30 protein-coding genes and 1 pseudogene are annotated in these 26,528 nt (G+C 59.9%); 25 read left to right on the top strand and 6 right to left on the bottom strand.

Annotation, left to right across the window (positions count from 1 at the left end; genetic code table 11):
- Nucleotides 1-13: 13 nt before the first annotated feature.
- Nucleotides 14-1,516 carry a tRNA (N6-isopentenyl adenosine(37)-C2)-methylthiotransferase MiaB gene (gene miaB, locus OHB41_RS33195; RefSeq protein WP_526024989.1) on the bottom strand — a complete coding sequence of 501 codons (1,503 nt, stop codon included), beginning with the start codon at nt 1,514-1,516 and terminating at the stop codon, nt 14-16.
- Between miaB and OHB41_RS33190 the strand changes: the two genes are divergently transcribed.
- Complete coding sequence (locus OHB41_RS33190) at nt 1,515-2,288, top strand: tyrosine-type recombinase/integrase (protein ID WP_266706318.1); 774 nt, start codon at nt 1,515-1,517, stop codon at nt 2,286-2,288. The genes miaB and OHB41_RS33190 overlap by 2 nt on opposite strands.
- 63 nt (nt 2,289-2,351) lie before the next feature.
- Here the strand turns inward: OHB41_RS33190 and OHB41_RS33185 are convergent, their stop codons facing one another.
- Nucleotides 2,352-2,630, bottom strand: coding sequence for a hypothetical protein (locus OHB41_RS33185; protein WP_266702018.1), 279 nt, complete (start codon nt 2,628-2,630; stop codon nt 2,352-2,354).
- 100 nt (nt 2,631-2,730) lie between these two features.
- On the opposite strand from OHB41_RS33185, the gene OHB41_RS33180 reads away from it, so the two are divergent.
- The gene (locus tag OHB41_RS33180) at nt 2,731-2,964 is read left to right on the top strand and encodes a GntR family transcriptional regulator (protein WP_266702016.1); all 234 of its coding nucleotides are present in this window, start codon (nt 2,731-2,733) and stop codon (nt 2,962-2,964) included.
- A gap of 81 nt (nt 2,965-3,045) precedes the next feature.
- On the opposite strand, the gene OHB41_RS33175 is transcribed toward OHB41_RS33180, so the two are convergent.
- Nucleotides 3,046-3,588 carry an Lsr2 family DNA-binding protein gene (locus OHB41_RS33175; protein ID WP_266702014.1) on the bottom strand — a complete coding sequence of 181 codons (543 nt, stop codon included), beginning with the start codon at nt 3,586-3,588 and terminating at the stop codon, nt 3,046-3,048.
- A 1,438-nt stretch (nt 3,589-5,026) separates the two neighbouring features.
- On the opposite strand from OHB41_RS33175, the gene OHB41_RS33170 reads away from it, so the two are divergent.
- From OHB41_RS33170 to OHB41_RS33085, 19 genes are all read left to right on the top strand, one after another.
- The gene (locus OHB41_RS33170) at nt 5,027-5,605 is read left to right on the top strand and encodes a hypothetical protein (RefSeq protein WP_266702012.1); all 579 of its coding nucleotides are present in this window, start codon (nt 5,027-5,029) and stop codon (nt 5,603-5,605) included.
- On the top strand, nt 5,602-5,820 hold the full coding sequence (locus OHB41_RS33165) for a hypothetical protein (protein WP_266702010.1): 219 nt from the start codon (nt 5,602-5,604) through the stop codon (nt 5,818-5,820). Before OHB41_RS33170 ends, OHB41_RS33165 begins: the two co-directional genes overlap by 4 nt.
- Before the next feature lie 638 nt (nt 5,821-6,458).
- Nucleotides 6,459-6,659, top strand: coding sequence for a hypothetical protein (locus OHB41_RS33160; RefSeq protein ID WP_266702008.1), 201 nt, complete (start codon nt 6,459-6,461; stop codon nt 6,657-6,659).
- Nucleotides 6,660-6,902, top strand: a complete 243-nt coding sequence (locus OHB41_RS33155; protein ID WP_266702000.1) for a hypothetical protein — start codon at nt 6,660-6,662, stop codon at nt 6,900-6,902. It begins immediately after the preceding gene.
- On the top strand, nt 6,899-7,153 hold the full coding sequence (locus tag OHB41_RS52375; RefSeq protein ID WP_353962908.1) for an HNH endonuclease: 255 nt from the start codon (nt 6,899-6,901) through the stop codon (nt 7,151-7,153). Before OHB41_RS33155 ends, OHB41_RS52375 begins: the two co-directional genes overlap by 4 nt.
- A 209-nt stretch (nt 7,154-7,362) precedes the next feature.
- Complete coding sequence (locus OHB41_RS33150; RefSeq protein WP_266701998.1) at nt 7,363-7,596, top strand: hypothetical protein; 234 nt, start codon at nt 7,363-7,365, stop codon at nt 7,594-7,596.
- Entirely contained in the window at nt 7,593-9,029 is a 1,437-nt protein-coding gene (locus OHB41_RS33145; RefSeq protein ID WP_266701996.1) for a terminase large subunit domain-containing protein, read from the top strand. The genes OHB41_RS33150 and OHB41_RS33145 overlap by 4 nt, the downstream gene beginning before the upstream one ends.
- A gap of 43 nt (nt 9,030-9,072) precedes the next feature.
- Nucleotides 9,073-10,224: a phage portal protein gene (locus OHB41_RS33140; RefSeq protein WP_266701994.1), complete on the top strand. Its 1,152-nt coding sequence runs from the start codon at nt 9,073-9,075 to the stop codon at nt 10,222-10,224.
- A complete protein-coding gene (locus tag OHB41_RS33135) occupies nt 10,211-11,707 on the top strand; it encodes an HK97 family phage prohead protease (protein WP_266701992.1) in 1,497 nt (498 codons plus the stop codon). Before OHB41_RS33140 ends, OHB41_RS33135 begins: the two co-directional genes overlap by 14 nt.
- Nucleotides 11,708-11,719: 12 nt before the next feature.
- On the top strand, nt 11,720-12,022 hold the full coding sequence (locus OHB41_RS33130; protein WP_266701990.1) for a hypothetical protein: 303 nt from the start codon (nt 11,720-11,722) through the stop codon (nt 12,020-12,022).
- The gene (locus OHB41_RS33125) at nt 12,022-12,402 is read left to right on the top strand and encodes a hypothetical protein (protein WP_266701988.1); all 381 of its coding nucleotides are present in this window, start codon (nt 12,022-12,024) and stop codon (nt 12,400-12,402) included. Before OHB41_RS33130 ends, OHB41_RS33125 begins: the two co-directional genes overlap by 1 nt.
- Entirely contained in the window at nt 12,403-12,813 is a 411-nt protein-coding gene (locus tag OHB41_RS33120; protein ID WP_266701986.1) for a hypothetical protein, read from the top strand.
- Between the two features lie 3 nt (nt 12,814-12,816).
- Nucleotides 12,817-13,197, top strand: a complete 381-nt coding sequence (locus tag OHB41_RS33115; protein ID WP_266701984.1) for a hypothetical protein — start codon at nt 12,817-12,819, stop codon at nt 13,195-13,197.
- Between the two features lie 20 nt (nt 13,198-13,217).
- Entirely contained in the window at nt 13,218-13,472 is a 255-nt protein-coding gene (locus OHB41_RS33110; protein WP_266701982.1) for a hypothetical protein, read from the top strand.
- 158 nt (nt 13,473-13,630) lie between these two features.
- Nucleotides 13,631-16,063: a phage tail tape measure protein gene (locus tag OHB41_RS33105; protein WP_266701980.1), complete on the top strand. Its 2,433-nt coding sequence runs from the start codon at nt 13,631-13,633 to the stop codon at nt 16,061-16,063.
- Entirely contained in the window at nt 16,060-17,274 is a 1,215-nt protein-coding gene (locus OHB41_RS33100) for a hypothetical protein (RefSeq protein ID WP_266701978.1), read from the top strand. Before OHB41_RS33105 ends, OHB41_RS33100 begins: the two co-directional genes overlap by 4 nt.
- Before the next feature lie 11 nt (nt 17,275-17,285).
- Nucleotides 17,286-18,005: a hypothetical protein gene (locus OHB41_RS33095; RefSeq protein ID WP_266701976.1), complete on the top strand. Its 720-nt coding sequence runs from the start codon at nt 17,286-17,288 to the stop codon at nt 18,003-18,005.
- Nucleotides 18,006-18,356: 351 nt separating this feature from the next.
- Nucleotides 18,357-18,716, top strand: a complete 360-nt coding sequence (locus OHB41_RS33090) for a hypothetical protein (RefSeq protein ID WP_266701974.1) — start codon at nt 18,357-18,359, stop codon at nt 18,714-18,716.
- A gap of 494 nt (nt 18,717-19,210) precedes the next feature.
- Complete coding sequence (locus OHB41_RS33085; protein ID WP_266701972.1) at nt 19,211-19,402, top strand: hypothetical protein; 192 nt, start codon at nt 19,211-19,213, stop codon at nt 19,400-19,402.
- Nucleotides 19,403-19,907: 505 nt separating this feature from the next.
- Here the strand turns inward: OHB41_RS33085 and OHB41_RS33080 are convergent.
- Nucleotides 19,908-20,882, bottom strand: coding sequence for a LysR family transcriptional regulator (locus OHB41_RS33080; protein WP_266701970.1), 975 nt, complete (start codon nt 20,880-20,882; stop codon nt 19,908-19,910).
- 29 nt (nt 20,883-20,911) lie between these two features.
- Between OHB41_RS33080 and OHB41_RS33075 the strand changes: the two genes are divergently transcribed.
- From OHB41_RS33075 to OHB41_RS33065, 3 genes are all read left to right on the top strand, one after another.
- The gene (locus OHB41_RS33075; protein WP_266701968.1) at nt 20,912-22,006 is read left to right on the top strand and encodes a serine hydrolase; all 1,095 of its coding nucleotides are present in this window, start codon (nt 20,912-20,914) and stop codon (nt 22,004-22,006) included.
- Between the two features lie 83 nt (nt 22,007-22,089).
- Complete coding sequence (locus tag OHB41_RS33070; RefSeq protein ID WP_266701966.1) at nt 22,090-23,124, top strand: MBL fold metallo-hydrolase; 1,035 nt, start codon at nt 22,090-22,092, stop codon at nt 23,122-23,124.
- 129 nt (nt 23,125-23,253) lie between these two features.
- Nucleotides 23,254-23,679: a DUF6234 family protein gene (locus OHB41_RS33065; protein WP_266701964.1), complete on the top strand. Its 426-nt coding sequence runs from the start codon at nt 23,254-23,256 to the stop codon at nt 23,677-23,679.
- Between the two features lie 88 nt (nt 23,680-23,767).
- Here OHB41_RS33065 and OHB41_RS33060 read toward each other — a convergent pair whose 3' ends face one another.
- The gene (locus OHB41_RS33060; protein ID WP_266701962.1) at nt 23,768-24,436 is read right to left on the bottom strand and encodes a response regulator; all 669 of its coding nucleotides are present in this window, start codon (nt 24,434-24,436) and stop codon (nt 23,768-23,770) included.
- Nucleotides 24,437-24,669: 233 nt separating this feature from the next.
- A pseudogene (locus OHB41_RS33055) lies at nt 24,670-25,608 on the bottom strand (sensor histidine kinase); the annotation flags it as partial.
- Between the two features lie 432 nt (nt 25,609-26,040).
- On the opposite strand from OHB41_RS33055, the gene OHB41_RS33050 reads away from it, so the two are divergent.
- Nucleotides 26,041-26,526, top strand: a complete 486-nt coding sequence (locus OHB41_RS33050; protein WP_266701960.1) for a cation:proton antiporter regulatory subunit — start codon at nt 26,041-26,043, stop codon at nt 26,524-26,526.
- Nucleotides 26,527-26,528 lie beyond the last annotated feature (2 nt).

Here is a 26,528-nt window from a genome sequence, read left to right as displayed (position 1 = left end):
CGCGTGAGCGGGGTCAGTCGCAGCCGCAGCCGCTGCCGGTCACGACGGGCAGCGGTTCCGGGGCGCCGATCTTCGGCAGCCCCAGCATCACGCCGGCCGGCTTCGCCGCCTGGGCCGCGTTGCGCTTCTCCCAGGCGTCCCCCGCGCGCGTGCGGCGCACGTCCAGGACGGCGCCCTCGGCGAGCAGATGATGCGGGGCGGCGTAGGTGATCTCGACGGTGACGACGTCACCGGGGCGTACGTCCTGGTCGGGCTTGGTGAAGTGGACCAGGCGGTTGTCGGGGGCGCGGCCGGACAGGCGGTGCGTGGCGCCGTCCTTGCGGCCCTCGCCCTCGGCGACCATCAGCTCCAGGACGCGATCGACCTGCTTCTTGTTCTCGTCCCAGGAGATCTCCTCCTGGAGGGCGACGAGACGCTCGTAGCGCGCCTGGACGACCTCCTTGGGGATCTGCCCCTCCATGGTGGCCGCCGGGGTGCCGGGGCGCTTGGAGTACTGGAACGTGAAGGCCTGCGTGAAGCGCGCCTCGCGGACGGCGTGCATCGTCTGCTCGAAGTCCTCCTCGGTCTCGCCGGGGAAGCCCACGATGATGTCGGTGGTGATCGCGGCGTGCGGGATGGCGGCGCGCACCTTCTCGATGATCCCCAGGTAGCGCTCCTGGCGGTACGAGCGGCGCATCGCCTTCAGGACGGTGTCCGAGCCGGACTGCATCGGCATGTGCAGCTGCGGCATCACGTTCGGCGTCTCCGCCATGGCCGCGATCACGTCGTCGGTGAAGTCGCGGGGGTGCGGGGAGGTGAACCGGACCCGCTCGAGGCCCTCGATCTGCCCGCAGGCGCGCAGCAGCTTGCTGAAGGCCTCCCGGTCGCCGATGTCACTGCCGTACGCGTTGACGTTCTGGCCGAGCAGCGTGATCTCGGAGACGCCCTCGCCGACGAGTGCCTCGATCTCGGCGAGGATGTCGCCCGTCCTGCGGTCCTTCTCCTTGCCGCGGAGCGCCGGGACGATGCAGAACGTGCAGGTGTTGTTGCAGCCGACGGAGATCGACACCCAGGCCGCGTAGGCGCTCTCCCGGCGGGTCGGCAGCGTCGAGGGGAACGCCTCGAGCGACTCGGCGATCTCGATCTGTGCCTCTTCCTGCACGCGGGCGCGCTCCAGGAGGACGGGCAGTTTGCCGATGTTGTGCGTACCGAAGACGACGTCCACCCAGGGCGCCTTCTTCACGATGGTGTCGCGGTCCTTCTGCGCCAGGCAGCCGCCTACCGCGATCTGCATCCCGGGGCGCTTCGTCTTCATCGGGGCGAGGCGGCCGAGGTTGCCGTACAGCCGGTTGTCGGCGTTCTCGCGCACGGCGCAGGTGTTGAAGACGACGACGTCCGCGTCGCCGTCGGACCCCTCGGGCGCCCGCACGTAGCCTGCGCCTTCGAGGAGCCCGGAGAGCCGTTCGGAGTCGTGGACGTTCATCTGGCACCCGTAAGTGCGTACCTCGTAGCTTCGTGGAGGTTCTAGGGTGTCCATGACCATCGGGGAATTCGCCTCACATGCGCTGTCAACACGGCTGGTTCGGCAGTCTACCTTGGACAGCTACCACCAGACTATTCGGCTACTGGGAATTACTGACGTTCCTATGACCGAGGTGACCGTTCAATTTCTTTACCTCAAGCTCCAAGGGGTAACGAACATCAACACCCGCCGAAAGTACACGGTCGCTCTCCGCAGCATCTTTCGGGATGACATTCCGAACATCAAGGAACTGCGTATCCCTAAGGCCGTTCCTCGGCACTACGACTTGCCCTCGGAAGAGACGCTGCGTTTCATCCTCATGATGAGCCCCTATGAATTCTATGGGCTTCTCATGATGTACGCGGGTCTGCGCGTAGGTGAGGCGTGCGCCATCACATCAAAGGACATCCGAGGAAACGTCCTCAAGGTGCATAAGCAGAGAGACGAGAACGGTGTCCTGGTCATCTCCAAGACACAAGGAGAAGTCATCATCCCTCGGTGGCTGGCAGAGCGCGTAGCGAACCATCAGACCGAGACTGTGACCCCTGGAGCCGTGCGAGAGAGCCTGTGGCGCTACGGCAAGAAGGTGGGCGTTCACATCAACCCACACATGTTCCGGACCTGGTACGCCACTGTCCTTGCCAAGAACAAGGTCAACCCCAAGGTTGCTCAGAAGCAACTACGTCACGCGGACATCAAAACCACCCTGGACTTCTATACACAGTTCAGCGGTAAGGACATCGATGAAGTCGTAGAGGACCTATTCAACGGAGAGGGCAACAACTAAAAGAACACGAAAAGGCCCGGTTACCTGGAAGTTCAGGTAACCGGGCCTTTTGCTGTTGTCTGCCTATTTGTTGTAACGAATGTGACGCTGGAACGGGCTTAGCGATGGATGGATGAACGGACGCCATCCCGTAGGCGCCTGCCCTTCTCCGTTCATCTCCCACCTTTGCCATTGCTGGAAACAGGCTCGCAGCCAGGCATCAGCAGCAGCCTTGCTACGCCATTCAAGAGGTAAGAGGTTGTCGTGCTCATCCTTGAGCGTGCAGTAACCCCACATTTCAAGGTCGAGAATTACCCAGTTACGTCGGTCCGGGGTCATGGTTGCGCAGTAGCGACTAGGCATGGCGGGACCGTACCGCTACAGGCCGCTATAGGCCACCCCATGGGGCCACATGGCGCCACCCAACGCGCTACATGGCTGGTCAGGGCCCTACGTTGCCCGTATGAGCGACGACATCGGATACGTGTACGTCCACGTGGCGGACCAGGTGGCGGCTGACATCGCGTCAGGGAAGCTGCCTACGGGCGCCAGGCTGCCGAACGAGCGTGCGTTGGGGTCGCAGTACGGCGTAGCCCCTGGAACCGCTCGTAGGGCCGTACAGGAGCTGCGGGAGCGTGGCTTGGTCAAGACGCTTCCCAACAAGGGCACGTTCGTGGTCGGGAAACCTGCCGAATAAGTGCCGGCCAGACCCTTTTTAAGAGGGCATGAAGAAGGGCCCCGGTGAATTACCGGGGCCCTCTCCGTTTTCCTGTGGCTGCTACGCGTCCGGGTTCGACTTGCCCGTTGCCTTGTAGTACGCCGTGAGGATGTTCGCCGCGATACGGCCCTTGTCCTTGACGTCATGTCCGGCATCACGTGCCCATGCACGAATGGCGTTCAGGTCATGACCGCTTGAGGACTTGGCTGCGGCCGGAGCATGGACAGCGGGAGCGTTAGCCGGTCGGCCAGCCTTTACGAACGGCTCAAGGGCCTTGAGAAGCTTCGTACGGCTTGCCTGGCCCAAGTCCAGCTCAAGGGCTACGTAGTTCCACACCTTCTCGGTTGTCAGCTTCTCCGAGCCATCCTCATTGAGGACAGGGTCACCCTCGGCATCAAGGACAGTCACTTCCTGCTCGGCCTCTTGAGGAACCGTGAGCCTGAGCGTCTGAACGTCCTCGGTCGTTTTGCTGTCAAGGTCATCAGTCGTCTCCACCTTGAAGTAGGCATCAACATTGCCCACACCCGGGATGAAGGTAGCCACCTTCTGAACACCGGGCTCATCCTTCTGGTCTGCGGTAACAGGTACGGCATTGGTTGCCATGACGTGCTCCTTTGCGTTGGGTGAACGGAGCTTAGCAGAGCGTCATTGTCAGTGGTGGTTGCTACCATTAGAAGACAAGGAAAGAACGGGGCCTAAGAGCCTCTAGAAACCTTCACAAACTTGTTACATAAGAGGACCCATAAAAGACTTTGCTGTAGCACACGTCCAGCAAATATGTGGTATACTTAAGGTACGTTGTAGAGAACGGAGAACTTCAAAGCTTGACCCTCGGTGCTCTACCACCGGGGGTCATTTTTTTTGGCCTTCCTGGCTCTCGAAGTCCCAGGCTCACGAGACCAGTAAGCGGTATACGGAATAGCACGACAGGGGCTAGGAGATAACGGCCCAGACAAGCAACACACCGTAGAGAAGCACGTTGGGGATAGACACACCGGTAGTCCTGGGGAACGGTGAGGGTAATACCCAATACGGTTGAGCGTTACAAAGTCTGGTAGTACGGGTCTAGCTTAATGCGCTGGTAAGTCAGCAAGGTTTAAATACCTGCCCTGTTGAGAACTTAGTTCTCTCCCACTGAGGTCCGTTGAACCGCTGGAGCTTGAAATAGCTATCCGCGCTGAAAAGCGTCCTTATGGGCAACGCCTTCCCAAAAACAACTAAACAACCGAGAGGAACAACAGAACATGGCGAAGATGAAGTACAGAGACAACAAACTAGGACGGTACCGAGATGGTGTTGTACCGCTACACAAGAACGTTGGTGACATCGACTGGACCAAGAAGAAGGTCAAGAAGGTGGTCAAGGTGATGAAGGCTCGGTTCTCTGGTACCTGCATAAAATGCCTTAAGCCAATTGAGGTTGGGATGACTATCAGGTATCACACCGAGAAGAAGCAAGCTAAGCATCAATGTTGCTGACTTCCTTGTTACATCTAGGCACGGCAGAGCCGTGCCGCTGGCCTTTGGCCAGCAAGCTAATACCTATCGAGCAAGGAGAAGGATGGACAGTAAGGAATGTAGACGTTGCGAGAAAGATAAGCCTCTTGATGACTACCACGACCAACCCAAAGGTAAAGATGGTAAGCACACCCAATGCAAGGAATGCATCAGGAGGATGCAAAGACTAAAACGCGCGGGTTTTTCAGTTCCACCACTACCCGATAAGAAGCCCAAGAGAACCAGAGAAGACATCCTCAAGGACGTGTTCGGTTTCCTTGACTGAAACGCAACACCTTGGGAATGACATGCGATACTAGAAGTACAAACAAAGTCACCTCAACTTGTTATGTTACCTCTCTATAAAGGGTCGGAGCCTCTAAGGTTCCGGCCCTTTATTCTTTTACCAAACCTTCACATAAAAAGGCTTGAAAAGGGCCTATAAACCCGACCCATTCCGGGTTAATAAGGTATAATAGTATTACGGTACAAAGGACTGCCGAAAGGGGCCGTACCGAATACATAACCGAGGTAACAACAAACAAATGAATGCAGTAGCAGTAAAGCTAAGTGACTATGACTGGACGCGCTCCAGGTTCTACGGAACGCAGCGCCGTGGTTTTCATGCCGTTCTCGGAACAGAGCAGGCAGACCACCTAAAGGGCATCAACTTCAACATCACTGGTGCCGACTACGAGACCATTGCCGTAGCGTGCGAATACGCACCTATCAAGTATCTAGGTCTCAACCCAAAGGCTTGCGGCTGGTTCCCTTTCAGCACAGACTTTGCCGACTTCAAACAGCCTGACTTCCTTTGCTGTGAGGTTCGTAGCGTTACGGCGCTCACCAACGGCCTAGTCGTAAAGACTAAGGATGTTGAGGCTGGAGCCATTCTCATCAAGACGCATGTACCAAACGCGCGGGTTGAGGATGGAGAGCTTAAGCATGATGGCACTGTCCTTCTCCTTGGTTGGGTATACGCCGAGGAAGCGTGGAACGAGGGTTACCGACACCACAAGGACAGGAACGCCCGTAGGTACCTTGATGAGCTACGTCCTATGGATGAGCTTGCACCTGAACTAACAAAGCTTGGCTACCTCGCAGGAATGGAGGTAGCCGCATGAATGACTTCAAGAGCGTCATTGCAGTCATTGCCGAGAACATCGCTCGCTTTGAGGAAGAGACAGGCTCTCTTGTCCTCAACACCTATGACCTGAACGAAACAGTCGGACCAGACGTCATGTATCTGGCAATGGTCCTGGACCAGGTGCGCGAACAGCGCATGTATGACTACTGGTTCAACGAGATGGTTGCCGAGAACCTCGGTGATGTCCGATGAGGCTCAACAGGAACCAGGTAGCCGAGGTAAAGGCGTGTCAGGGGGTCTACAGGCTCTCTGACGTAGCCAGGCACTACGGGGTCAATAAGAGCACGGTAAGCCGTGTGTGGAATGCCAAGGCACACGTAAATGCGGTGCCGGCCTCCGAGCCTCCGAACATTTCCGGCGGGGTCTCAATTGACCTCATCAAGGAAGACATCCTCATCCTTCTGAACCGAGGTATGAGACCAGCAGAAGTGTCACAGGCATTGGGTATCTCAGTGTCTGCTGTGTATGCCGCACTGCCTAAGGGGGTGCTTCTGTAATGGAATACGTACTACTGGCCACCCTCGGTCTGATGCTCGGCTACTGGCTGGCGACACTACTACTAAGAATGGCAGGTAAGGAATGATGATGGAAAATACGCTAAGAATGGATGACCCAACGGTAATGCGAGCAATTGCGCATGGTGGTTGGAAGGACAAGGAAACAGCCCGGCAGGCAGTACACAACGGCTACACCCTGGTTGCCAGAATGCTTATGGCTAAGGGCTCATGCGAGCACGAGATGCGAGCCAACCTCGGTGGCATGAATGAGGAATACCTAGACCGAATACTGAGCAAGGGTTACATCGAGCCTTGCAGCGAGGAGCACAACTGATGACTACGACAATTACGCAGGACCGTAAGGATGGCAAGAACAGTGTTGCCATTGAAAGCATGATGGAACTGATGGAAAGCCTGTGCGAGAAGTACGGGCAGTCAGATGATGACGTAACCCGTATCGAGATGCGGCCGGGTGTCATTCGCTTTGAGACTTCAAGTGGATGGACCGAACACAGTTGGAAGGAGGTGAACTGAATGACAGTCGAATACTTTATGTACACAGCTAAGTATGGAGCGATGCCTAAGCTTGATGAGCTTAACGCTTATGGTGCCGAGGGATGGGAGCTAGTGACAGTGGCTAGCGGCTCTTGGGTATTCAAGCGAGAGACAGCACCAGCAGAGCCAGAGGCAATGCTTATGCGTGCTACCACTACCGAGACTGCACCAGTCAAGGCGACACGTACCCGCAAGACAGCAGCAAAGAAGACAGAGGCATGAGCAACCTAAGCAGTAAAGGTACTGCTTGGGAGAAGGTGAGAGCACAGGCTCTCAAGCGTGATGGGTATATCTGTCAGCTTCAATTCGGCGGGTGTGTTGGTGAGGCTGACACAGTAGACCACGTACTAGCCAAAGCTAATGGCGGTACTGACACACTGGATAACCTCGTTGCAGCTTGCCGACCATGCAATTCAAAGAAGCAAGACAAGATGTTGGTTAGAACTACATGGCTTAACCCTCGTTGGTTCTGATGAATAAGGGATGGATGGTCAATTTAACCGGCCATTCATCCCTGTTCCGGCTCTAATTTGAGCCTGACTGGCTGGCTGATGACGCCAGTTTTTTTGAGAAGGGTCTTCCCGACCCCGCCCCCAGCTCGTTTTTGCACGCCTAGGGTTGAAACATTTCGACCCTACCGACCAAGAAGCACGGAGGCAAATAAAAATACGGAGGAAAATGGATGAAAAGTTTTAAGACAGCTACAAAGGCATACCTCGAAGATGCCGACTACCTGAGCGAGGATAAGCACGCACCTGCCATTGCATCTCTTGAGCATCTGGCAGAGGCCCTTGATGAGAAGATGTCCGGTTCTCTTGTCACTGAATACAACAAGACTTACCGCTACTTGCGAAGCCTTGCGCCGGAGGATGTGGAACAGGGTGACGACATTGACGACATCCTTGATGATGAATGACAGAGCCATCATGGCTGCCTAGCACCTTCACAAAGTCTCTCTCAGAAGACTTCCCATCAGCCGGTGACAGGTTGCTAAGGCTCGTTGATGCGGCATGGGTAGCTTCTGACCAGGACAAGAAGTTTCAGCTTCTCCCGTGGCAGCGTTGGGTTATCCGGGCGGCTCTTGAGGTCTACCCAGAAGGGCACCCAAAGGCAGGCAAGCTTAGATACCGCCAAGTGGTCATCTCTATGGGACGCCAGAACGGTAAGAGCGTCCTCGGTGCCATCTTCGGTATGTACGGCCTACTGATGCATGACCCTGGTCCGGTGGTTGTCTCGGTAGCGAGCAACATGGTTCAGGCGAACATCATCTATGACCGCGTAAAGCACGTCATCGAGAACAACGCGTCTCTGCGTAAGCGGTTCACCAAGGCAACCGACACCCGAGGTATCAAGACAGCTAAGGGCGGGGTCTACAAGGTCTATGCCTCAAAGGCTTCTGCCCTCCAGGGTGTACCTGTCTCTCTCTGCCTCTACGACGAGGTACACATCACCAAGCCTGAGATGTGGTCAGCCATGCTCTCAGGTGCCAAGGAGCGTCCCAACGGCCTGGTCCTCGGCATCACAACGGCCGGTGACGACAACAGCCTTTTGCTCAAGGACCTTTACGAATTGGGTCGGAAAGCAAGTGCCGGCCAAGCTGACCTAGAGCGTTTTGGGTTCTTTTGCTGGGAGGCACCAGAAGGGGCCGAGGTTGACGATGCTGACGCTCTCCTGTCAGCCAACCCATCTCTTGCCTGTGGTCGAGGTGACGTTGAAGACCTACAGGCCCTTGTAAGGACGCTTCCGGAGGATGACGCACGCCGCTACCACCTGAACCAATTCGTAGCCTCACAGAGCGCCTGGCTGCCTGTCAGCCGTTGGTACGGGGCCGCCAAGGGTGGACTACCAGAAGGGGTTCGGCCGGTCTTCTCCATCGACCGTACGCCCGACTGGACATACGCGAGCATCACCGCAAGCGCCAAGGTTGACGGGGTTGTCTATACCGAGCTGGTTGCCAGCCTGGTTAACCCGACCCTTGAGGGCCTGGTCAAGGTCTGCGTACAGCTCAAGAAGCACTACCCGCTTTGCTACGTGATGGATAGATACACGGGCGGTGACCTAGAAAAGGAATTGAAGAAGAAGCGCTACAAGACACGGCTTATCTCTTCTGGTCCGGACATCTCCAATGTGGCCACAACATCCTTTGCCCTTATCACACAAGGCAAGGTGTCTCATCCTGGCGACCCTCTCTTGAGCTATCAGATGCCGAGGGCTACGAGGAAGAACGTTGGGGAGAGCTGGAAAATTAGCCGCAGTGACAGCGCAGATAACATTGATGCGGTTATCGCTACTTGCATGGGCATCTATGTAGCTAACGGTATGAAGGACCCCGGTATTCAGGTCTTCTAGAAACGCAACACTTCTGGAATGCGCCCATACAATTGATATATCAATGACTAACAAGCCGGGCTTCTGGTCCAGGGTATTTCGCACAGAACGTTCTGAGCACACCGTTCGCTCCGTTCCTGTAGCCCCTAGCCGCCCATACAACACAGTTAATACGGTCACAGCCGAGAATGCACTAGGCATCTCGGCTGTTTACCGTGCCGTCTTCATCCTCGGTCATACCGCATCTCAGCTTCCCCTCGGCGTATTCCGGGGCGGTGCTGAGATGTCTCGTGTTGATGCCCTTGTCTCAAGGCCAAACCTTGACAGCACACAGGCAACCTTTGTTGAGGAAACCGTCAACAGCATGGCCACAACTGGTAATGCCTATTGGCTTCTTCACAGAGGACCGGACGCTACCTCTACGGACAAGGTCCAGAACATCACCGTTCTCAACCCACACAACGTGTCCATTGAGCAGGATGAAGCAACCGGCCGGTTTACTTATCACTACAGCACGCTGAATGGTCTGCGGACCTATCAGCATTGGCAAGTTAAGCACCTGTCCCTTATGCGTCTTCCTGGTTCCGTCTATGGCATTGGCCCTATTCAGGCTGCACAGACAGAGCTAACCGGCATGGTCGATGTCCGCGACTATGCGGGCCACTGGTTCCGCATCAATGCGACACCTACCGGCATTCTCAAGGTCGATGAGGACCTTACGCCCGAGCTGGCAGCGGCCTACAAGGCCAAATGGGATGAGACCAATGGTGGACAGCGAGGCACGGCAGTAGTCGGCGGAAACGTCGAATACCAGCCGGTGTTCCTCTCTCCATCTGACGCTCAGTTTCTTGAGGTTCGACAGTTTGACGTCACCTCGGTTGCCCGCATGTTCGGTATTCCAGCCTCAAAGCTCCTGGCCGAGGTCAACGGAAACAGCATGACCTATCAGAACTTGGAGCAGGCAAACACCGACTTCATCAGGGACACCCTTGCGGCTTACCTGACTGAAATTGAGCAGGCTCTAACTGACCTTATCGCTAGAGGTCAGACCGTGCGTTTCAAGCTAGACGCTTTGCTACGTGCGGACAAGAAGACCCGTTATGAGACTTACGCCATTGCTACCGGCGGACAGCCATTCATGGAAGTCAACGAGGTACGAGCAGAAGAGGGTCTATCACCTATGGAGGTAAATACACCAACTGATGGAAACACGTAATTTTGATGTTCGCTCAGTAGATACCGAGACCAGGACTGTTGAGGGTATTGCCGTTCCTTACGGCGAGACCATCGACCTTGGCGGGGTCTATGAGCGTTTCGAGCGAGGGGCTTTCGGTGACCCAACAGGCGTAAAGCTTTTTTACGACCACAAGGAGCCTATTGGCATTGTGGAAAAGACCGAAGACACAGAGGGCGGCTTTGTCATCAAGGCTCGCATCTCCAAGACACCACGTGGCGATGAGGTTTACACCCTTCTCCGTGATGGCGTACTAAACAAGTTTTCCGTTGGCTTCGTGCCGGTCAATGACCGCATGGAAGACGACGTAATTGTCAGGACTAAGGCCGACCTTAAGGAAGTTTCCGTTGTCGCTTTTCCTGCTTACACAAATGCAGACGTTGCGCTTGTTCGCAGCGCTGACACTACAAATTCTAAGGAGCTTGAAAATATGTCAAACGACATTGAGGCTCAGGAGGTTGCCGACCGCGTAACCGACCTTGAGCGTAGGTTCGCCACCTATGGCGAGACCAAGCCTGCCGACAACGGACTAGATATTCGTTCGGCCGGTGACTTTGTTAAGGGTCTACAGACCGGTTCTACCCGCGACAAGGTGAAGACTTACAACCGTGCATTCACCGGAATGACTACGGTTGATGGCAATGTGCAGCCCGCTTGGGTCTCTAGCAACATTCGTCTTGTTCAGGAGAACCGAGACGTTCTTAACCTGTTCTCTAAGGAGGGTCTGCCTGCCTCTGGTAACAGCGTTGAATACCTGACCCTTGGCACTGCGACTGGCACCGTTGGTGAGCAGGCAAACGAGGGTGATGACCTTGGTTACCTTGAGGTGACGCTTACTGACGCTACTGCTCCGGTCAAGACTTACGGTGGCTACACCAGTCTTTCCCGCCAGGCTATCGAGCGTTCAGGTACGCCTCTTCTTTCTACCGCTTTTGAGCACATGGTTCGCCAGTACGCAAAGGCTACTAACGCTGCTGTTCGCTCCGCTCTCGTTGCTGGCACTGGCTATCAGACCGCAACCCTTGCGGCCGGTACGGGTGCTGGCTGGATGTCCCTCGTAATTGAGGCTGACGCTCTCATTCACGACAACGGCTTTGGCTCTGAGGCTGAATTCGTTCTCATGTCCAAGGATGTCTACGCCACGGTTGCGACCCTGGTAGACAGCGCGGGCCGACCACTGTTCGACATCAACGGTGATGGCTCCAACACCATCGGAAACGTGACCCGTAAGCGCAAGGGAAACATCGCCGGCCTGCCCATCGTCGTTGATGCTTCGCTGGCTGCCAATTCCGTCTACGTCGGTTCCTCTGACGCCCTCAAGGTGTGGGAGCAGGCAGGCGCTCCGTTCCGTCTTGAGGACGAGAACATCATCAACCTGACTAAGGACTTCTCGCTTTACGGCTACATGGCTGTTGGTATCACCAACGCCAAGAGCATCGTCAAGTGTGACGTTGACCTGGTCTGAGGTTGATGACTGATGGACTGGAACAACCTAAGTGCCTACGTGAACTGCAACGAGGACGACTACCCCTTTGTTGAGCAGTGCTGGACAGAGGCAGTAGCCCTTGTGACGGCCTACGTCGGCTCTCAGACAGTCCCTCAGACCATCTTGGATAGGGCGGCCCTGGAGACAGGCTCTGAGCTGTTCCACAGGCGTTCAGCGCCTAACGGTGTTGCTCAGTTTGCTATCTCTCCGGACGTCGCCCCTATCCGGGTCGCTCGTGACCCAATGGTTGGTGCCTACCCGCTTCTTAAGAAGTACATGGTGGTGGGCATCTGATGGCAGCACTGACAGAGCTACGCAAGGAAGTCGCGCAGGTTCTTTCCGATGCGGGAATTAGAGCCTATGAAGCCATTCCCGACCGAGCGAAAGCACCGCTCGTAATTGTTACACCTGGTCTTCCATACCTCACACCAAGCCAGCAGTTCGGCGAACATGCCGTAACTGTGAAGCTGGAAATTATGTGCCTCGTGGATACCGGTACAAACCCAAAGGTCTCTGCTGACCTTGATGCCTATGTAGAACAGGTTTATCTAGCACTAGCAGACGCCGACTTTGACGTTGATGAGGTATCCGCTCCCTACGCGATGGAGAGCACGAACTACCTCGGTTCAACTATTCGCATCACATCAAACATCGTACTAGGAGGTACAAATTAAATGAGCGCACGTATTAAGGGTAAGTCGTTGACCCTAAAGTTCGAGGACACCGACTACCAGGCGGATATCGGTTCCGCGACGCTAAACAACGAGGATGCAGACGGAGACTTCACCACATTCGCAGATGCTGCGGCCGGTGGCGCCGTTCAGTGGTTCTTCGAGGGTGAGGCTGTACAGAGCACCGACAGTGCATCTTTCTGGTCTTACCTATGGGACAACACTGGCCTAGAGGTGGCCTATGTCTTTGCCCCTCACGGCAATGCCGTTGCGTCTACTACGCAGCCACATTTCACGGGTTCTGTTCGTGTCGGTCGTAAGCCGTCTATCGGTGGTACGGCTAACGAGACATTCACCTTTGAATACCGTCTTGACTGCACCGGTGAGCCTACCAAGGTAACGACCGGAGCGTAATTCATGGCAGGCGTTCAGGTAACACTAGAGGGTTTGGGACATGTGGTTTCCAACCTGAACGGCTTCTCGGCTAAGTCATCTGACCTAAGCGAAGCCTTTCAGCGCATTGGAACCAACATCTCTCAGGATGCCCGTGGGCTAATTCCGGTGCTATCTGGACGCCTGGCCGCTTCCCTAAGGGTGGGAAAGGCAAAGAGCAAAGCCGTTGTGCGTGCCGGTGGTGCTCGCGTCCCTTACGCGGGTGTCCAGAACTACGGCAACTACCACAACATCGAAGCAAAGTATTTCATGAACAAGGCCCTTAACAGCAACGAACAAAGGTCTGTCGTGGAAATTGAGAAAGAGCTGAGCGAGCTTATCCGTAAGTTCCAGCTTGGCAATTAAATATCTAGGAGATATCAAACATGGAAAAGTTCAGCATTGAAGACCTCTCAATGAAGGAGGTCACCATCATCGAGCAGAAGTCGGGCCTTGCTATTGACAAGCTGGCTGATGAAGACGCGCCTAAGGGCCCTCTGTTCACCGCAATTTATTGGGTGGCTATGAAGCGCGAGAACCCTAAGTTCACTTGGTCAAACGCCGAGGACACCTCGTTTAAGACCATCATGACCTTCATTGGTGCTATGGGTGAGACCTCGGACCCAAATTCCGAGAAGTGATGAAGGAGCGCGCCGAGGTTAAGGCAGCCTTTTGCCTTAACCTCGGCATTCCTCCCAGCGAATACGAGAGCCTAACGCTGCGAGAAAGAGACGCCTTCATCAAGGTTCACAACAAGAACATCGAGCGACAGAAAAGGAGATGACCTAGGTCTAACGTCATGGCACGCAATAACATCACGGTTAATGTTCTCGCGAACACCCGTAACCTAACCAGCGGCATCAGGTCCGCAGCACAGCAGACCCAGCAGGGTCTAAGAGGCATCGCACAGAGCGCCCGACAGCACGTTGGACAGGCTCTGACCAGCCTTAGAGAGCTTGCCGGCCCGGCGGCCCTAGGAGCGGGTGCAGCCCTCGGCGCGGCCCTTGTGGTCGGTATCGGCCAGGCGATGGAGAAGTCCAAAATTACTTCTCGCCTTGAGGCACAGCTAGGCGCTACCCCAGCAGTCGCTAAGAAGGTCGGAAAGGTAGCTGGAGAGCTTTACAGCGATGCCATCTCCACCGACTTCCAGCAGGCAGCCGACGGTATCCGGGCGGTTATGACCGCTGGTCTCGTCCCACCTGGTGCGAGCATCAAGCAAATTAAGTCCATCGCTACCAATGCCCTGGACCTAGCCAACGTCTTTGAAGTGGACCTAGGCCAGGCAACCAATGCTGTCGGTCAGATGATGAAGACCGGTCTTGCAAAGAACGGTAAGGAAGCATTCGACGTACTGACGCGTGGCTTTCAGACGATGGGTCCGAGGGCAGATGACCTTCTGGACACCTTCAACGAATATTCAACACAGTTCCGTCAGATGGGTCTATCGGCTATTGACGCTACCGGCATCCTTTCGCAGGGCATGAAAGCCGGTGCGCGTGATACTGACGTGGTCGCGGACAGCCTTAAGGAATTCGTCCTCATCGCACAGGGTGGCGGTGAGAAGGTTGATGCCGCATTCAAGGCCGTTGGTCTGAACGGCAAGGAAATGCAGAAGGTCTTTGTGGAGGGCGGCCCTAAGGCAAAGCTTGCCCTGGACAAGGTCTTTGATGGTCTGAGGAAAATTAAGGACCCTGCTGACCGCAATGCAGCGGCTCTTGCCCTGTTCGGCACCAAGTCCGAGGATATGCAGCGTGCCCTTATGGCTATCGACCCATCAGAGGCGGTGTCAGACCTCGGTAAGGTCGGCGGTGCTGCTGACGACATGGGTAAGACGCTGCGAGACAACGCAGCCACCAAAATTGAGCAGTTCAAGCGCAAGGTAGAAACGGCACTGGTTAAGTTCATTGCCGATAAGGTCCTGCCTGCCCTGGAGAAGTTCGCTACTTGGGCTTCTGAGAACAAGGACTTTCTTAAGCCTCTGGCTATCGGCCTGACAGCTCTTGCCGTAGCCCTCGGTCTTGCTGCCGCAGCACAGTGGGCAATGAACATTGCCATGCTGGCTAACCCGGTCGGTTTGGTTGTACTGGCCATTGCTGGTCTCGTTGCCATCCTGGCTGTTGCATGGGTTAAGAGCGAATGGTTCCGTGACAAGGTCACCGGTGCTTTTGAGGCCATCAAGACCAAGGTTGCTCCCATCATCGAGGAAATTAAGCTTCTCGTTGGTGCCTTTGTTCAGCGTGTTCAGGAATTCTGGGACAGGCACGGAGAAGGCATCATGGAAAGCGTCTCGCGTGCCTGGGAGGGTATCCAGCAGTACGTAGGCGGTGCTCTACAGACACTAAAGGGTCTCATTCAAATTGTTACTGGTCTTATCTCAGGTGACTGGGAGAAGGTCTGGACCGGCATTAAGAACGTGTTCGGCGGCATCTGGGAGCAAATTCAGGGCCTCTTCAAGCTATTCACCGGCGCTATTGGTGTTCAGCTAAAGGTCTTCTTGGGTGGCATCAAGGATGCTTGGAACAGCTCTTGGCAGAAGGTCAAGGATATTGCCAACACTGTTTGGATATCCGTACGTACCCTTATCGTCAACAAGCTCATCGAAATTGCGAACAGCATTTCAACCAAGCTGTCTGCTATCAAGGGTGCTTGGAATGGCGCTTGGAGCGCGGTAAAGAGCTACCTCTCAACAACTTGGGAGGGTATCAAACAGCGGGTTATTTCTGGTATCGCTAACGTGATGTCTCAGGTATCCGGCATCAGGGGTCGGGTAACCGGCGCTCTGTCCGGTGCTGGCTCTTGGCTATACAGCGCGGGTGCCAACCTTATGCGAGGCATGGTCAACGGCATTCTGAGCATGGCAGGAAACCTTGCCAGCCAGGCTAGGCAGGTTGTGTCTAACGCTGTCAGTGCGGCTAAGAATGCTCTCGGCATCCATTCGCCATCCAGGGTGTTCGCGGAAATTGGTAAATACACCATCCAGGGTCTCGTTAAGGGGCTGGAGAAGGTGGCACCTGTTAAGCGTGCTGGTGCTGGTCTCGGTGACACCTTGACCGCAAGTTTCGACAGCAGCCTTACGGCCAAGCCGACCTATTCGTACGCTGGAATTGGTGCCGGCCCGGCCACCGTGGAAATTAACGTGAACGTTCCTGTGTCTGCTGACCCAGTAGCCACGGGCCGTGAGGTAGACAAGGTCCTCAAGGCGTTCTACAGGGTTAATGGGGTGCGAGCATGACCGCATACCCGGACCTACACGAAAAGCTCCGTCTAGAGGTTCAGACGGCGCGAGACGACATCTTCGTTCTGTCCCTCTCTCAGCTTGGCGGTTATCGTCTCGGCGGTGCTGCTGAGGCTGATGGAGGGTATGACCCGAACGTTGAATGGATGAACGTTCTTGGCTCAACCCATGACATCAAGGTTCGTAGGGGTGCCAAGAGGGGTGACAACATTCAGACAGAGATGGAAGTTGGAACGCTCAACGCGACCATCTATGACTTTGCCGTTAACCCCTTGAATAACCCATACATCAAACAGGGTGTACCTATTCGCCTACAGGCATGGGTTGTTGACCAGTGGGTGAGCATCTTCACTGGTGCTATCTCAAGCGTTCGTGTCGGACTTCTTAAGGACAAGACACAGAAGCCACCCGTATACCTGTCTGCTACGGACATGGTTAAGACACTGGCGAATACGAACCGCGCGGGTGTTGTTGCTGGAACGTTTTCAGAACGTGTGACAGACATCCTGAGCAAGCATGGAATTCCATTTACGGCGGTAGGTGGAACAGTCAACCTGTCAGACAACCAATACGACAGCACGCTTGTTAACCATCTGATGCTCGCACAGAATTCCGAGCTTGGTTACATCTATGTGGACAAGGAGAATGTCGTTAAGGCATTCGGCCGAGGTTCGTTGCCTACGAATTCGCCTGTCATCAACTTCTCGGATACGAGGGATGACACCGACCCTATTCGTTCGTATTACGTAGACATGCCGGTATCCCTTGATGACACCATCATGTTCAACGACGTATTCGTTCGGAACATGACCAGGCAGACGGACTATGACCCTGAAACGCTCGAATGGACGTATACCAGTATCGAGAAGGTCTACGGGCCGTTCCGCAATGCGACATCCGTAGCGACATACGGCGCACGGCAGACCGAGGTTACAACGAACCTTGCGAACGATGAGGATGTATTCGCATACGGCAATACCGTTCTACACGAATTCGATACGCCCGAACTAAGGGCTGACAGCGTGTACTGGAATGCAACGAACGAAATTGAAAAGGTTGCCGGCCTGGAGCTGTTCGACCTCGTCAACTGCGAATACAACAGCGAATGGTCTTCGCTCAACCAGCCATTCCGTGTTCTGGCTATCGAACACGACATTACACCGGAGCGCTGGATGGTCACCGTTGACCTTCTTGACGCCACATTCTAAGGAGAAATTAAATGGCAGAGAATTACCAGGTGTTCGCCGACTATGACGTACTGACAGCAGATGAAGTCAACAACTATCTGATGAACCAGGTGACGGTAAAGGTTGATACGAGCACAGACCTTAACGCCTTGCCTACCGAGGTCAAGCAGGCATACGTAGTGGATACCGGCCAGGTGATGGCAAGGGATAATACCGATGCTTGGGTGCCTCTTGGTGGCGTCGCTACGGTGTCTACAACGGCGCCTAGCAACCCTCAGGTAGGACAGCTATGGGTTATGCCCTCACAGGCTCTACCGGCCCCAGGAACGGGCGTATTCGCTACGTCTACGCTCGATGTGACCGCGCTGAACGGCGCATACGCAGCATGGGGTAGCACTGCCTCTTGGACCAATAACAGTGGTCGGGCCGTTAAGGCTCTCATCACATGGGGTGGAACGGCTCGTATCGAAACCAGTTCTTCCGGCATTCGTGCCCGGCTGAATTGGACGGGTGCCACAACCGGAGACACCTACGCGCTAACGGGTTCCGTCGGTCGCTCTCTATTCCTGGACAGTACGTCTACGTATGAGAGCTGGGAGCGTTCTGCCGTAGTCACACTGAACAGCGGAACTACCACGTTCCAAATTCATGCGGCTATGGATGCGACTTCTACACCTACGAATAAGCCGGGTATCGGTAACGCGGGTATGCAGGTATCCCCTCTTGGCTTCGCTGACCAGTGGGCGGGATGACATATGTCAATGCTCGTATGGGATGGAACAGCTTGGATAGACGCTAGTTGGGTGCGTGTATGGAATGGAACCCAGTGGGTAACGCGTCTACCTCGTTATTGGGATGGCGGTAACTGGATGCCAGAGAATGCCCCGTTCAGCCCTGGTTCTATCAGGACTGACATTGGGCTCTCTTGGAATGTGTCTGCCCCAACACCTACCGGCTCTTGGCATACCGCTACCAAGTCCTTCTCGGCATCTTGGGCGGGTTCCTACAGAAGCAATGGAAGCAAGCGAACCGATACGGGTGACCTATTCCAGGGCTATTACGATGGAACCAATGGAAACCAGCGTTCAATGTGCGGCTTCTCTGTGTCCGGCATTCCGTCGAATGCGACAGTAACGGATGCCAAACTTATCCTGAACGCCTCTTGGTGGTACAACAACAGCGGTGGAACGGCGGTCATCGGAACGCACAACAAGACGTCAGAACCAAGTTCCTGGTCTAGCTCTGGCGTGAATGACGACCGTTTCCGCGCCGGTTGGTCTTCAAAGACCGGCTCTAAGACCATCGACTTTTCTAACAGCATCGGGCAGGAATTTGCCGATGGAACAGCTAAGGGGTTCGCCTTTGGTCCAGGACCATCAACATCAAAGGAATACTACGGAGCCTTTGTTGGTGCGGGTTCTTCAAGGCCCGTCTTGAAGCTGTCTTACAAATGGTTCTCGTGAGGAGGAACAGTGTCACTATCAATTAGAACGTCCAGTGCAACATCTCTTGGCTCTCCAACAAGCATCAGCCTTGGTGGATACGCCTCTAGTGCAACACCCTCAGGAGCAACCAATGGGTTTTGGGATGCGGTATCAAAGGCACAGGCTGATGCCCACACGGTCGAATACCGGTGTCTGTTCATTTACAACGACGGCACCTTTCCGGTAACCGGCGCGTCTGTAGCCATCAGTAACCAGCTTTCGGGCGGGTCTACTATCGCTATCGGAACCAATGCCGCAACAGCCGCCGCAGCATCTTCGTACAACAGCGGAACCCTTGCTTCGGAAACGTCTACGCCATCCGTGACAACAGGATGGGTAACTACCTTGTCTATCGGAACCCTTGCACCTGGTCAGGTACGCCACTTCTGGCTAAGAAGGTCAGCATTGGGAGACAAGGCGGTATCGGGAGACTACGTCAACCTAAGAATTGCAGGGTTGGAGGTGATACCCGAATGAACACAGACGACCATGAAGTTGTTGTTGTGCTGACCAGGCTTGAGACCAAGCTAGACCAGGTGCTTACATCCAACACCGACCATGAAGCCCGCATCCGAGAGCTTGAGAAGAATGACCTCGGCCGCATCATCCCGTTCATCATCGGACTTGGGACGGTTGCAGCTCTGGCAATGCCCTTCATCAGATAGACTTTCTCCTAGAAAGCGGAAACCCCTAGCCCTTGCATAAAGGACTAGGGGTTTCTGTATGACGCCTCTATTGCGCTGCATATTACGGCTGGTTAGCAGCAATTACCCTGTGTGATAGGATGAACCCGTAGGAAGACCAAGACAGGTAACACTACGGGTTCATCTGGCACCCGTAGGTGCGCACCTCGTAGGTCTTCGAATCCTGAACGTCCACCGCGTGGCTCCGGTCGTTGCTGCTCATGCGACAAGGGTAGGCGGTGCCGGGAGTACGTCGTCCCGGCCCCGGAGTCTCCGGCCACGGGCCCACGCCGGACGCGCGGGGAGAGGGCCCCGGTGTCCGCCGGGCGGCGGCGTGGACCACTCCCTCGCGGCACTGAGGCCGATCCGGGGCGCCCGCCCGGACGGTTCCCGGTCGGAGCCGAGTGCGGAACCGCTCGCCGGCCGCGGCGACCGGCCGCATGATCCGAACGACAGGCTTCATACGACAGGTTTCATACGACAGGCTTCAGCCGTACACGACCGACCACGGGCGGGGCGGTCCACCGACGGGGCCCGCCTCGCCGGTGCGGTTCGGAGTCGCGGCGCGGTCGGCGGCCAGCACCTCGGCGGCGAGCTCCGCGAAGGTCCGGGCGGCCGGGTGGGCGGTGCGACCGGCGGGCCACGCCCCGCTCAGCCGCTGGGCGAGGGGGCGCCCCGCCAGGGGCCGCCAGGCGACACGGGGCTCTTTACGGGCCACCGGCCCCTGGTCGAAGGCCACGCCGTGCCCGGCCGTCACCAGGGCCAGCAGGAACTCGGAGTTGGAGGCGTGCCGTACGCGGCCCGGCACGAAGCCCGCGGCGCGGCAGACGTCGAGGACCTGGTCGTACCGGTCCGGAGCGTGGGCCCGCGGGAAGAGCACCAGGTCGTGGCCGGACAGCTCACCGAGCGCCACCTCCGGCCGCCGGGCCAGCGGGGAGGTGCGGGGCAGGACGACGCCGAGGTCCACCGCGACCTCCGGACCGAGCAGCAGTCCGGTGGTGTCGGCGGGGCGGTGCACGAGTCCGACGTCGAGTCCGCCGGAGGCGAGCAGCCCGACCTGTTCGCCGGTGGTGACCTCCCTCAGGTCGACGGAGAGCCCCGGGGCACGCTCGGCGCAGGCGGCGAGCAGCGCGGTCAGCACGGTGGCGGCGGTGTCGGGCGGCACGCCCGCGCGCAGGGTGCCCAGACCGCCGTCCCCCGCGCGCCGGGCCAGCATCCGCAACCGGTCCTCGCGGGCGAGGAGTTCACGGGCCTCGTCCCACAACAGCGCCCCGGCGGCGGTCAGCCGGATCCGGCGGTGCGACCGGTCGAACAGCTCGGCGCCGAGCTCCCTCTCCAGCCGGCGCACGGCCTGGCTGAGCGGCGGCTGAGCCATGCCCAGCCGGTCGGCGGCGCGGCTGAAGTGCAGTTCCTCGGCTACGGTGACGAACAGACGCAGGTGGCGCAAGAGATCCACAACCATGGACCTTACGCGAGGGGGCGGGCGAACCGATGGCCGAGGAACGGATCCGCGCGGTCTTCGCGGAGGCGGGCGCCGAGGGCCTCCTGCACGCGGTCCCCATCGGCGTCGCGCGGGCGGTTTCTCCGGGTGCCGCATGGGCGGATTCCACCGGTGCCGCACGGGCGGACCCCGGCTCCGTCCAGCAGACGGACCCCGTCGGCGCCGTGCGTACGGACGCCGACGGCGCCGAGCGGACGGATCCCGTCGGCACCCGGCCCGGGCACCCGCGTCGTACGGACCCCGGCGTGCCCGGAACGGCCGTCCTCGCGGGGCCCCGCGTGCGCGAGGTGGCCGTCGGAGCCGACGAACTCGTCGTGCTCGCCTCGGTGTTCAAGGTACTGCTGGTCCTGGAGTTCGCGCGGCAGGTGGCGGCCGGGCAGCTCGACCCCCGGGAGCGGGTACGGGTGACGGCGGCCGACCGGCTCGGCGGGTGGGGCACCGCGGGCTGCGCGGACGACGTCGAACTGTCGCTGCGCGATCTGGCGTTCTTCGCGATGTCGGTCAGCGACAACTCGGCGGCGGATCTGCTCCTCGACCGGGTCGGCCTGGACACCGTACGGCTGCTCGCCAAGGAGCTGGGGCTCGACCGGACCCGCATCGTGGGAGGCCCGCGGGACGTCCTGGAGTCGATGCTCGCCGAGCTCGGGGCGTGCGACGAGAGGGAGTTCGCCGTCCGGTACCCGGCCCTGCCGGAGGACCGCAAGCGGCGGATGGCGGTCCTGGACCCCCTGCGGACCAACGCCGGCACGCCCCGCGAGACCACCGAACTGCTGCGGCTCATCTGGCGCGACGAGGCGGGATCACCGGAAGTCTGCGCACAAGTACGTGACTTGATGAGCCGTCAAGTGTTCCGGCACCGGCTGGTGTCGGGGTTCCCCGGCGACACGGCGATCGCGGCGAAGACCGGGACGCTTCCGGGGCTGCACATGGAGGCCGGCGTCGTCCGGTACCCCGACGGCCGCTGCTACGCGGTCTCCGTCTTCGCCCGGACCCGCGAACTCGCCGCCACCGGACCGGAGGTGGACGCGGCGATCGGCACCGCGGCCAGGATCGCCGTCGACTTCCTGCGGAACTCGGGACTGTGACCAGGCCTCATATGCGCTCCCGTATCGGCAGGACACAGAATCGATCTTGGACGGGGGTGGCCGGCCCCTGATGTCCTGACGCCATGCGCGACAACGAGAACCCCCCGGGTTCCCCCCTGCTCGGCCGCCGCACGGTGCTGCGTGGCGCCGCACTCGGCACGGCCGCCCCGCTCCTGCCCGCCGCAGCCGCCACGGCCGCCGGTTCGGCGGCCACGCCCCCGGCGGCGCACACGTCCGGATCGACACCGGCACCGGCACCAGCACCGGCGTCGGCGGCCTTTCGCTGGTTCGGCACCTCCGGCTGGCGCATCGACGTCGACGGCCGGACCGTGCTCTTCGACCCGTACCTCACCCGCTTCAAAACAGGTCTGTTCGACGGTGCCTTCGACGCCGGCACGGAGCTGCGCACCGATCCCGACCTGGTGCGGGAACACGTGGGGCACCCCGAACTCGTCCTGGTCAGCCACGCCCACTGGGACCACCTCGCCGATGTGCCGCACATCGCCAGGACCACCGGCGCCCGCGTCGTCGGCACCGAGACGACGTACCACCTGCTGGTCGCGTCCGGCGTCGACCCGGGGCAGATCTCCGTGGTGAAGGGCGGCGAGGTGCTGGACTTCGGCGGTGGACTCACCGTCGAGGTCGTGGCGAGTCTGCACAGCCGCAACAAGAAGTACTCCTACTTCGCCCCGGGCACGCTCCACGCACCGCCGGCGACACCCCCGAGGACCGTCTCGGACCTGCCGGAGGGCGACACGCTCGCCTTCCTGGTGGCGGCGGGGAGCGGCGGTCCGTCGGCGTTCCTGATGGGTGCCAGCGACTTCTGCGAACGGGCGGCGCGGGGGCTGCGCCCCGATCTCGCCATGGTGGCGGTGCCGGCCGGCAGCGCGACCCACGACTACGTGCCCAGGCTGCTGCGGGCCCTGGACCGGCCCGGGGTCGTCGTGCCCGTGCACTGGGACAACTTCGAGGAGCCCCTGACCGCTCCCCCGCGCCGCGACCCGTCGATGGACCTGGACGCGTTCGTCGCCCAGGTACGCCGGTCGTCCCCGGCGAGCCGGATCGTCGTCCCGGACTACCGCACGGTGTACGGGAGTGACATGCGCCCACTCGGCTGACCGAAGGCGGGGGCGGGGCCGAGGCGCGGACCGGACCCGGCGCCCGGCTCGGGGCCCGGCCCCCTACTCAGGCGCGCGCTGGGTATTCGCGCTCAGGACCCGGACGTCCCGGGACGCGAGGCTTGCCGTATGACGCCTTCCCCGGAGTCCGGCCGGCGGCCGAGCCCGTTCGCCGATGTCGTCCTCGCCATCGTCCTGCTCGTCGTGGACGCCGTCGCAGCGGTCGTCGCGCTCGTGTCCGGTCTGGACGCGGCCGGGTACGCGTTCTTCGACACGGGCGCCGACACCGAGACCATCGGCGTCGCCAGGCCGGTCGTGTACGTCTCGGTCGTCGGCGCGCTCGTGCTGGTCTCGGCGGTCGTGTCCTATCGGCGCGGGGCGATCGTCACCACCTGTGTGCAGACACTCGCCGGCCTCGCGCTCGTGCTCGGTGTGGTGATCGGCCTGAGCGCGGAGCACGGTGGCGGCCGACCGTCCCCACCGAGCCCCGGCCACAGCGGCCCGCAGTCGCAGTGCCGGTCCGGCGGCGACAACAGCGAGTGCCTCGGTTCCTGAGCGATCCGCGGCCCTGAGCCCCGAGCCGGGAGCGGAACGCTCACGCACGGACGAACCCGCGGCGGCCGTACGACACGGCGCCGCCGGATCACGGCTCGATGAGCCCCGCGCGAATCGCGTACCGGGTGAGCTCGAGGCGGTCGCGCATACCGAGCTTCTGCAGGAGGTTCGCCCGGTGGCTCTCCACGGTCTTCGCGCTGATGAAGAGCAGCTCGCCGATCTCCTTCGTCGTGTGCCCCTCGGCGACCAGCTTCAGCACCTCCTCCTCCCGGTCGGTGACGGCCCGCGCGGGCAGCCCCTCGCCGCGTCGCAGACGTTCTAGGTAGGTGCGCACGATCGCGGTCTCGGCGCCGGGATAGATGAACGGTTCGTCGCGCATCGCCGCCCGGCACGCCTCGACCAGGTCCCGGTCGGCGACCGACTTCAGGACGTAGCCGCAGGCACCGGCCTTGAGCGCCTCGAAGAAGTACTGCTCGTTGTCGTACATCGTCAGGATGAGGATGCGCAGGTCGGGCAGGCGCCGGGAGAGTTCGCGGGCCGCCTGCAGGCCGGTCATACGGGGCATGGCGACGTCGAGAACGGCGAGGTCCACCGCCGTTTCGCGGGCCAGGGCGACGGCCTCGGCACCGTCTCCGGCCTCCGCCACCACGCTCAGATCGGGTTCACCGTCGAGGATGAGCCGCACACCGCGGCGCACGAGTGTGTGGTCGTCGGCGAGCAGGACACGCGTGGGCCTCCCGGCGGGCGCGGACATCATCGGTCTCTCTCGGAAGCGGTGTCGGAAGCCGTGTCGATGGTGGTGGCGGTGACGGAAGCCGAGTCGATGCCGGTGGCGGTGTCGGAAGCCGAGTCGATGGTGGTGGCGGTGACGGAAGCCGAGTCGATGCCGGTGGCGGTGACGGAAGCCGAGTCGATGCCGGTGGCGGTGTCGGAAGCCGAGTCGATGCCGGTGGCGGTGTCGGTGGTGGCGCCCGGTCGCGGCTGCGGCCGCCCGCCGGTCGTCGTGAGCCGCAGCCGTACGTCGGTGCCCCGCTCGGGCGCCGCCCCCAGTGAGAACGCGGCGCCGACCAGCAGCGCCCGCTCGCGCATCCCGGTGATGCCCGCTCCCTCCCGCACCCGGCCCGGTCCCCTGCCGTTGTCCCGTACGAGGAGTTCGACGCCGTCCCTGATACGCCGCAGCCGGAGTTCGGCGCGGTCGGCGCCCGCGTGCCGGGCCGTGTTGGTCAGCCCCTCCTGCGCCACCCGGTAGACCACGAGTTCGGCCTCGTCGTTCAGCGGGGGCAGATCGGCGTCGAGGTGATGGGTCACGGACAGCCCGTGTGTGGTGAACTCGCCCGCGAGGGAGCGCAGCGCGCTGTGCAGTCCGAGCTCCTCCAGCACACCCGGGCGCAGTCGGCGGGCGATCCGGCGGATCTCGTCCAGGCTGCCACGGGTGGCCTCCTGCGCCTGGCTCACCTCCTCCCACAGCTCCCCGGGCACCCGGTCGGCGACCCGCTTGAGCTGGAGCAGGACGGCGGTCAGGGTCTGGCCCACCTCGTCATGGAGCTCCTGGGAGACGCGCCGGCGTTCGCCCTCCTGCGCGGAGAGCGCGCGGGCCGAACTGGTGGTGCGCTCGGTCTCCAGCCGGTCGAGCATCGTGTTGTACGTGGTGATCAGTTCGGCCACCTCGGCCGGGCCCGTGACGGGCGCCCGGGTTCCGGGATGGGTGAGGTCGGCGGTGGCCATGGCCCGGCCCAGCCGTTGCAGCGGGGCGAGGCCGATCCGCAGGACGACCGCGTTGAGGACGAGCATCAGCGCCAGCCCCAGCACGACGACGAGTGCCTCGCCGGGAAGTATCGGCGTCGAGACGGTGACCGGACCCAGCAGCAGGGCGGTCGCCACGGTCAGACCCGCGGCGTTGAGCAGGAAGATCCGCCGGAACAGCGACACGTTCCTCTGTCCGTCCCTTCCGGCCGGCTTCCGCGCGGCTGCCTCCGCCCGCCCCGCGGCAGGCACCCCGCCCTTCCCGACCCGCGGCCGTGCCACCGCCCCCAACAGCCTCGCAACAGCCGGGCGGCCCCGTCCATCCGTGCCAGCACCCATGTCGCAACGGTACGGCGAGATGGCAGCATGACCGTTTTGGGTGGGCTTTTTCGCGGGCCGCATCGTGCCGACGTGCGCGACGGATCCGGCGCGACCGCCCTCGGCCGGGCGGCCTCGACGCGGGGCCTCGTCGCGGCCGGGACCCGACGCGGACGGGTGTGACGCACACCGCCGCGACGCGTCCGGCCGCGACGACGAGCCAGACCGGTACGCCGAACCCAGCACGACGAAGCCAGCACGACGAACGACGAGCAACGAGATACGAGCAAGGGGAGAATCATGTCGGCTCCACGCCTGCGGGCGACGCCACTGCCGGGTATCGGGGTGCAGTACGACCTCGTGACCCGTGAACAGCGCCACCTGTCCGTGGTGGCGCACCGCGACGGCGCCCGCACCGTCAGCGTGTACCAGGCCGACGACCCCGACTCCTGCGCGCAGTCGCTGCGGCTGTCGAGCGGTGAGGCGGCCTCGCTGATCAACGCCCTGAAGCCTTCCCATCACAGCCCGAGCCTGCTGTACACCACCGACCTCGGGCTGATCGCCGAGCGCATCGAGATCGCCGCGACGTCGCGGTGGAACGGGCGGGTGCTCGGCGAGACCCGGATGCGGACCGAGACCGGCGCCTCCGTCGTGGCGGTGCTGCGGCGTGCCGAGGCGATCCCGTCCCCCACGCCGGACTTCCGGCTGGCCGGCGGGGACACCCTGATCGTCGTCGGGACCCGTGAGGGCGTCGACGGCGCCGCGACGATACTCGGGCGGGAGTGAGC

Origin of the sequence: Streptomyces sp. NBC_01571 (genome assembly GCF_026339875.1) — a bacterium.
GTDB lineage: Bacteria > Actinomycetota > Actinomycetes > Streptomycetales > Streptomycetaceae > Streptomyces.
Note: the sequence above shows the minus strand (reverse complement) of the source record. Positions and strands in the feature narration are given on the sequence as shown.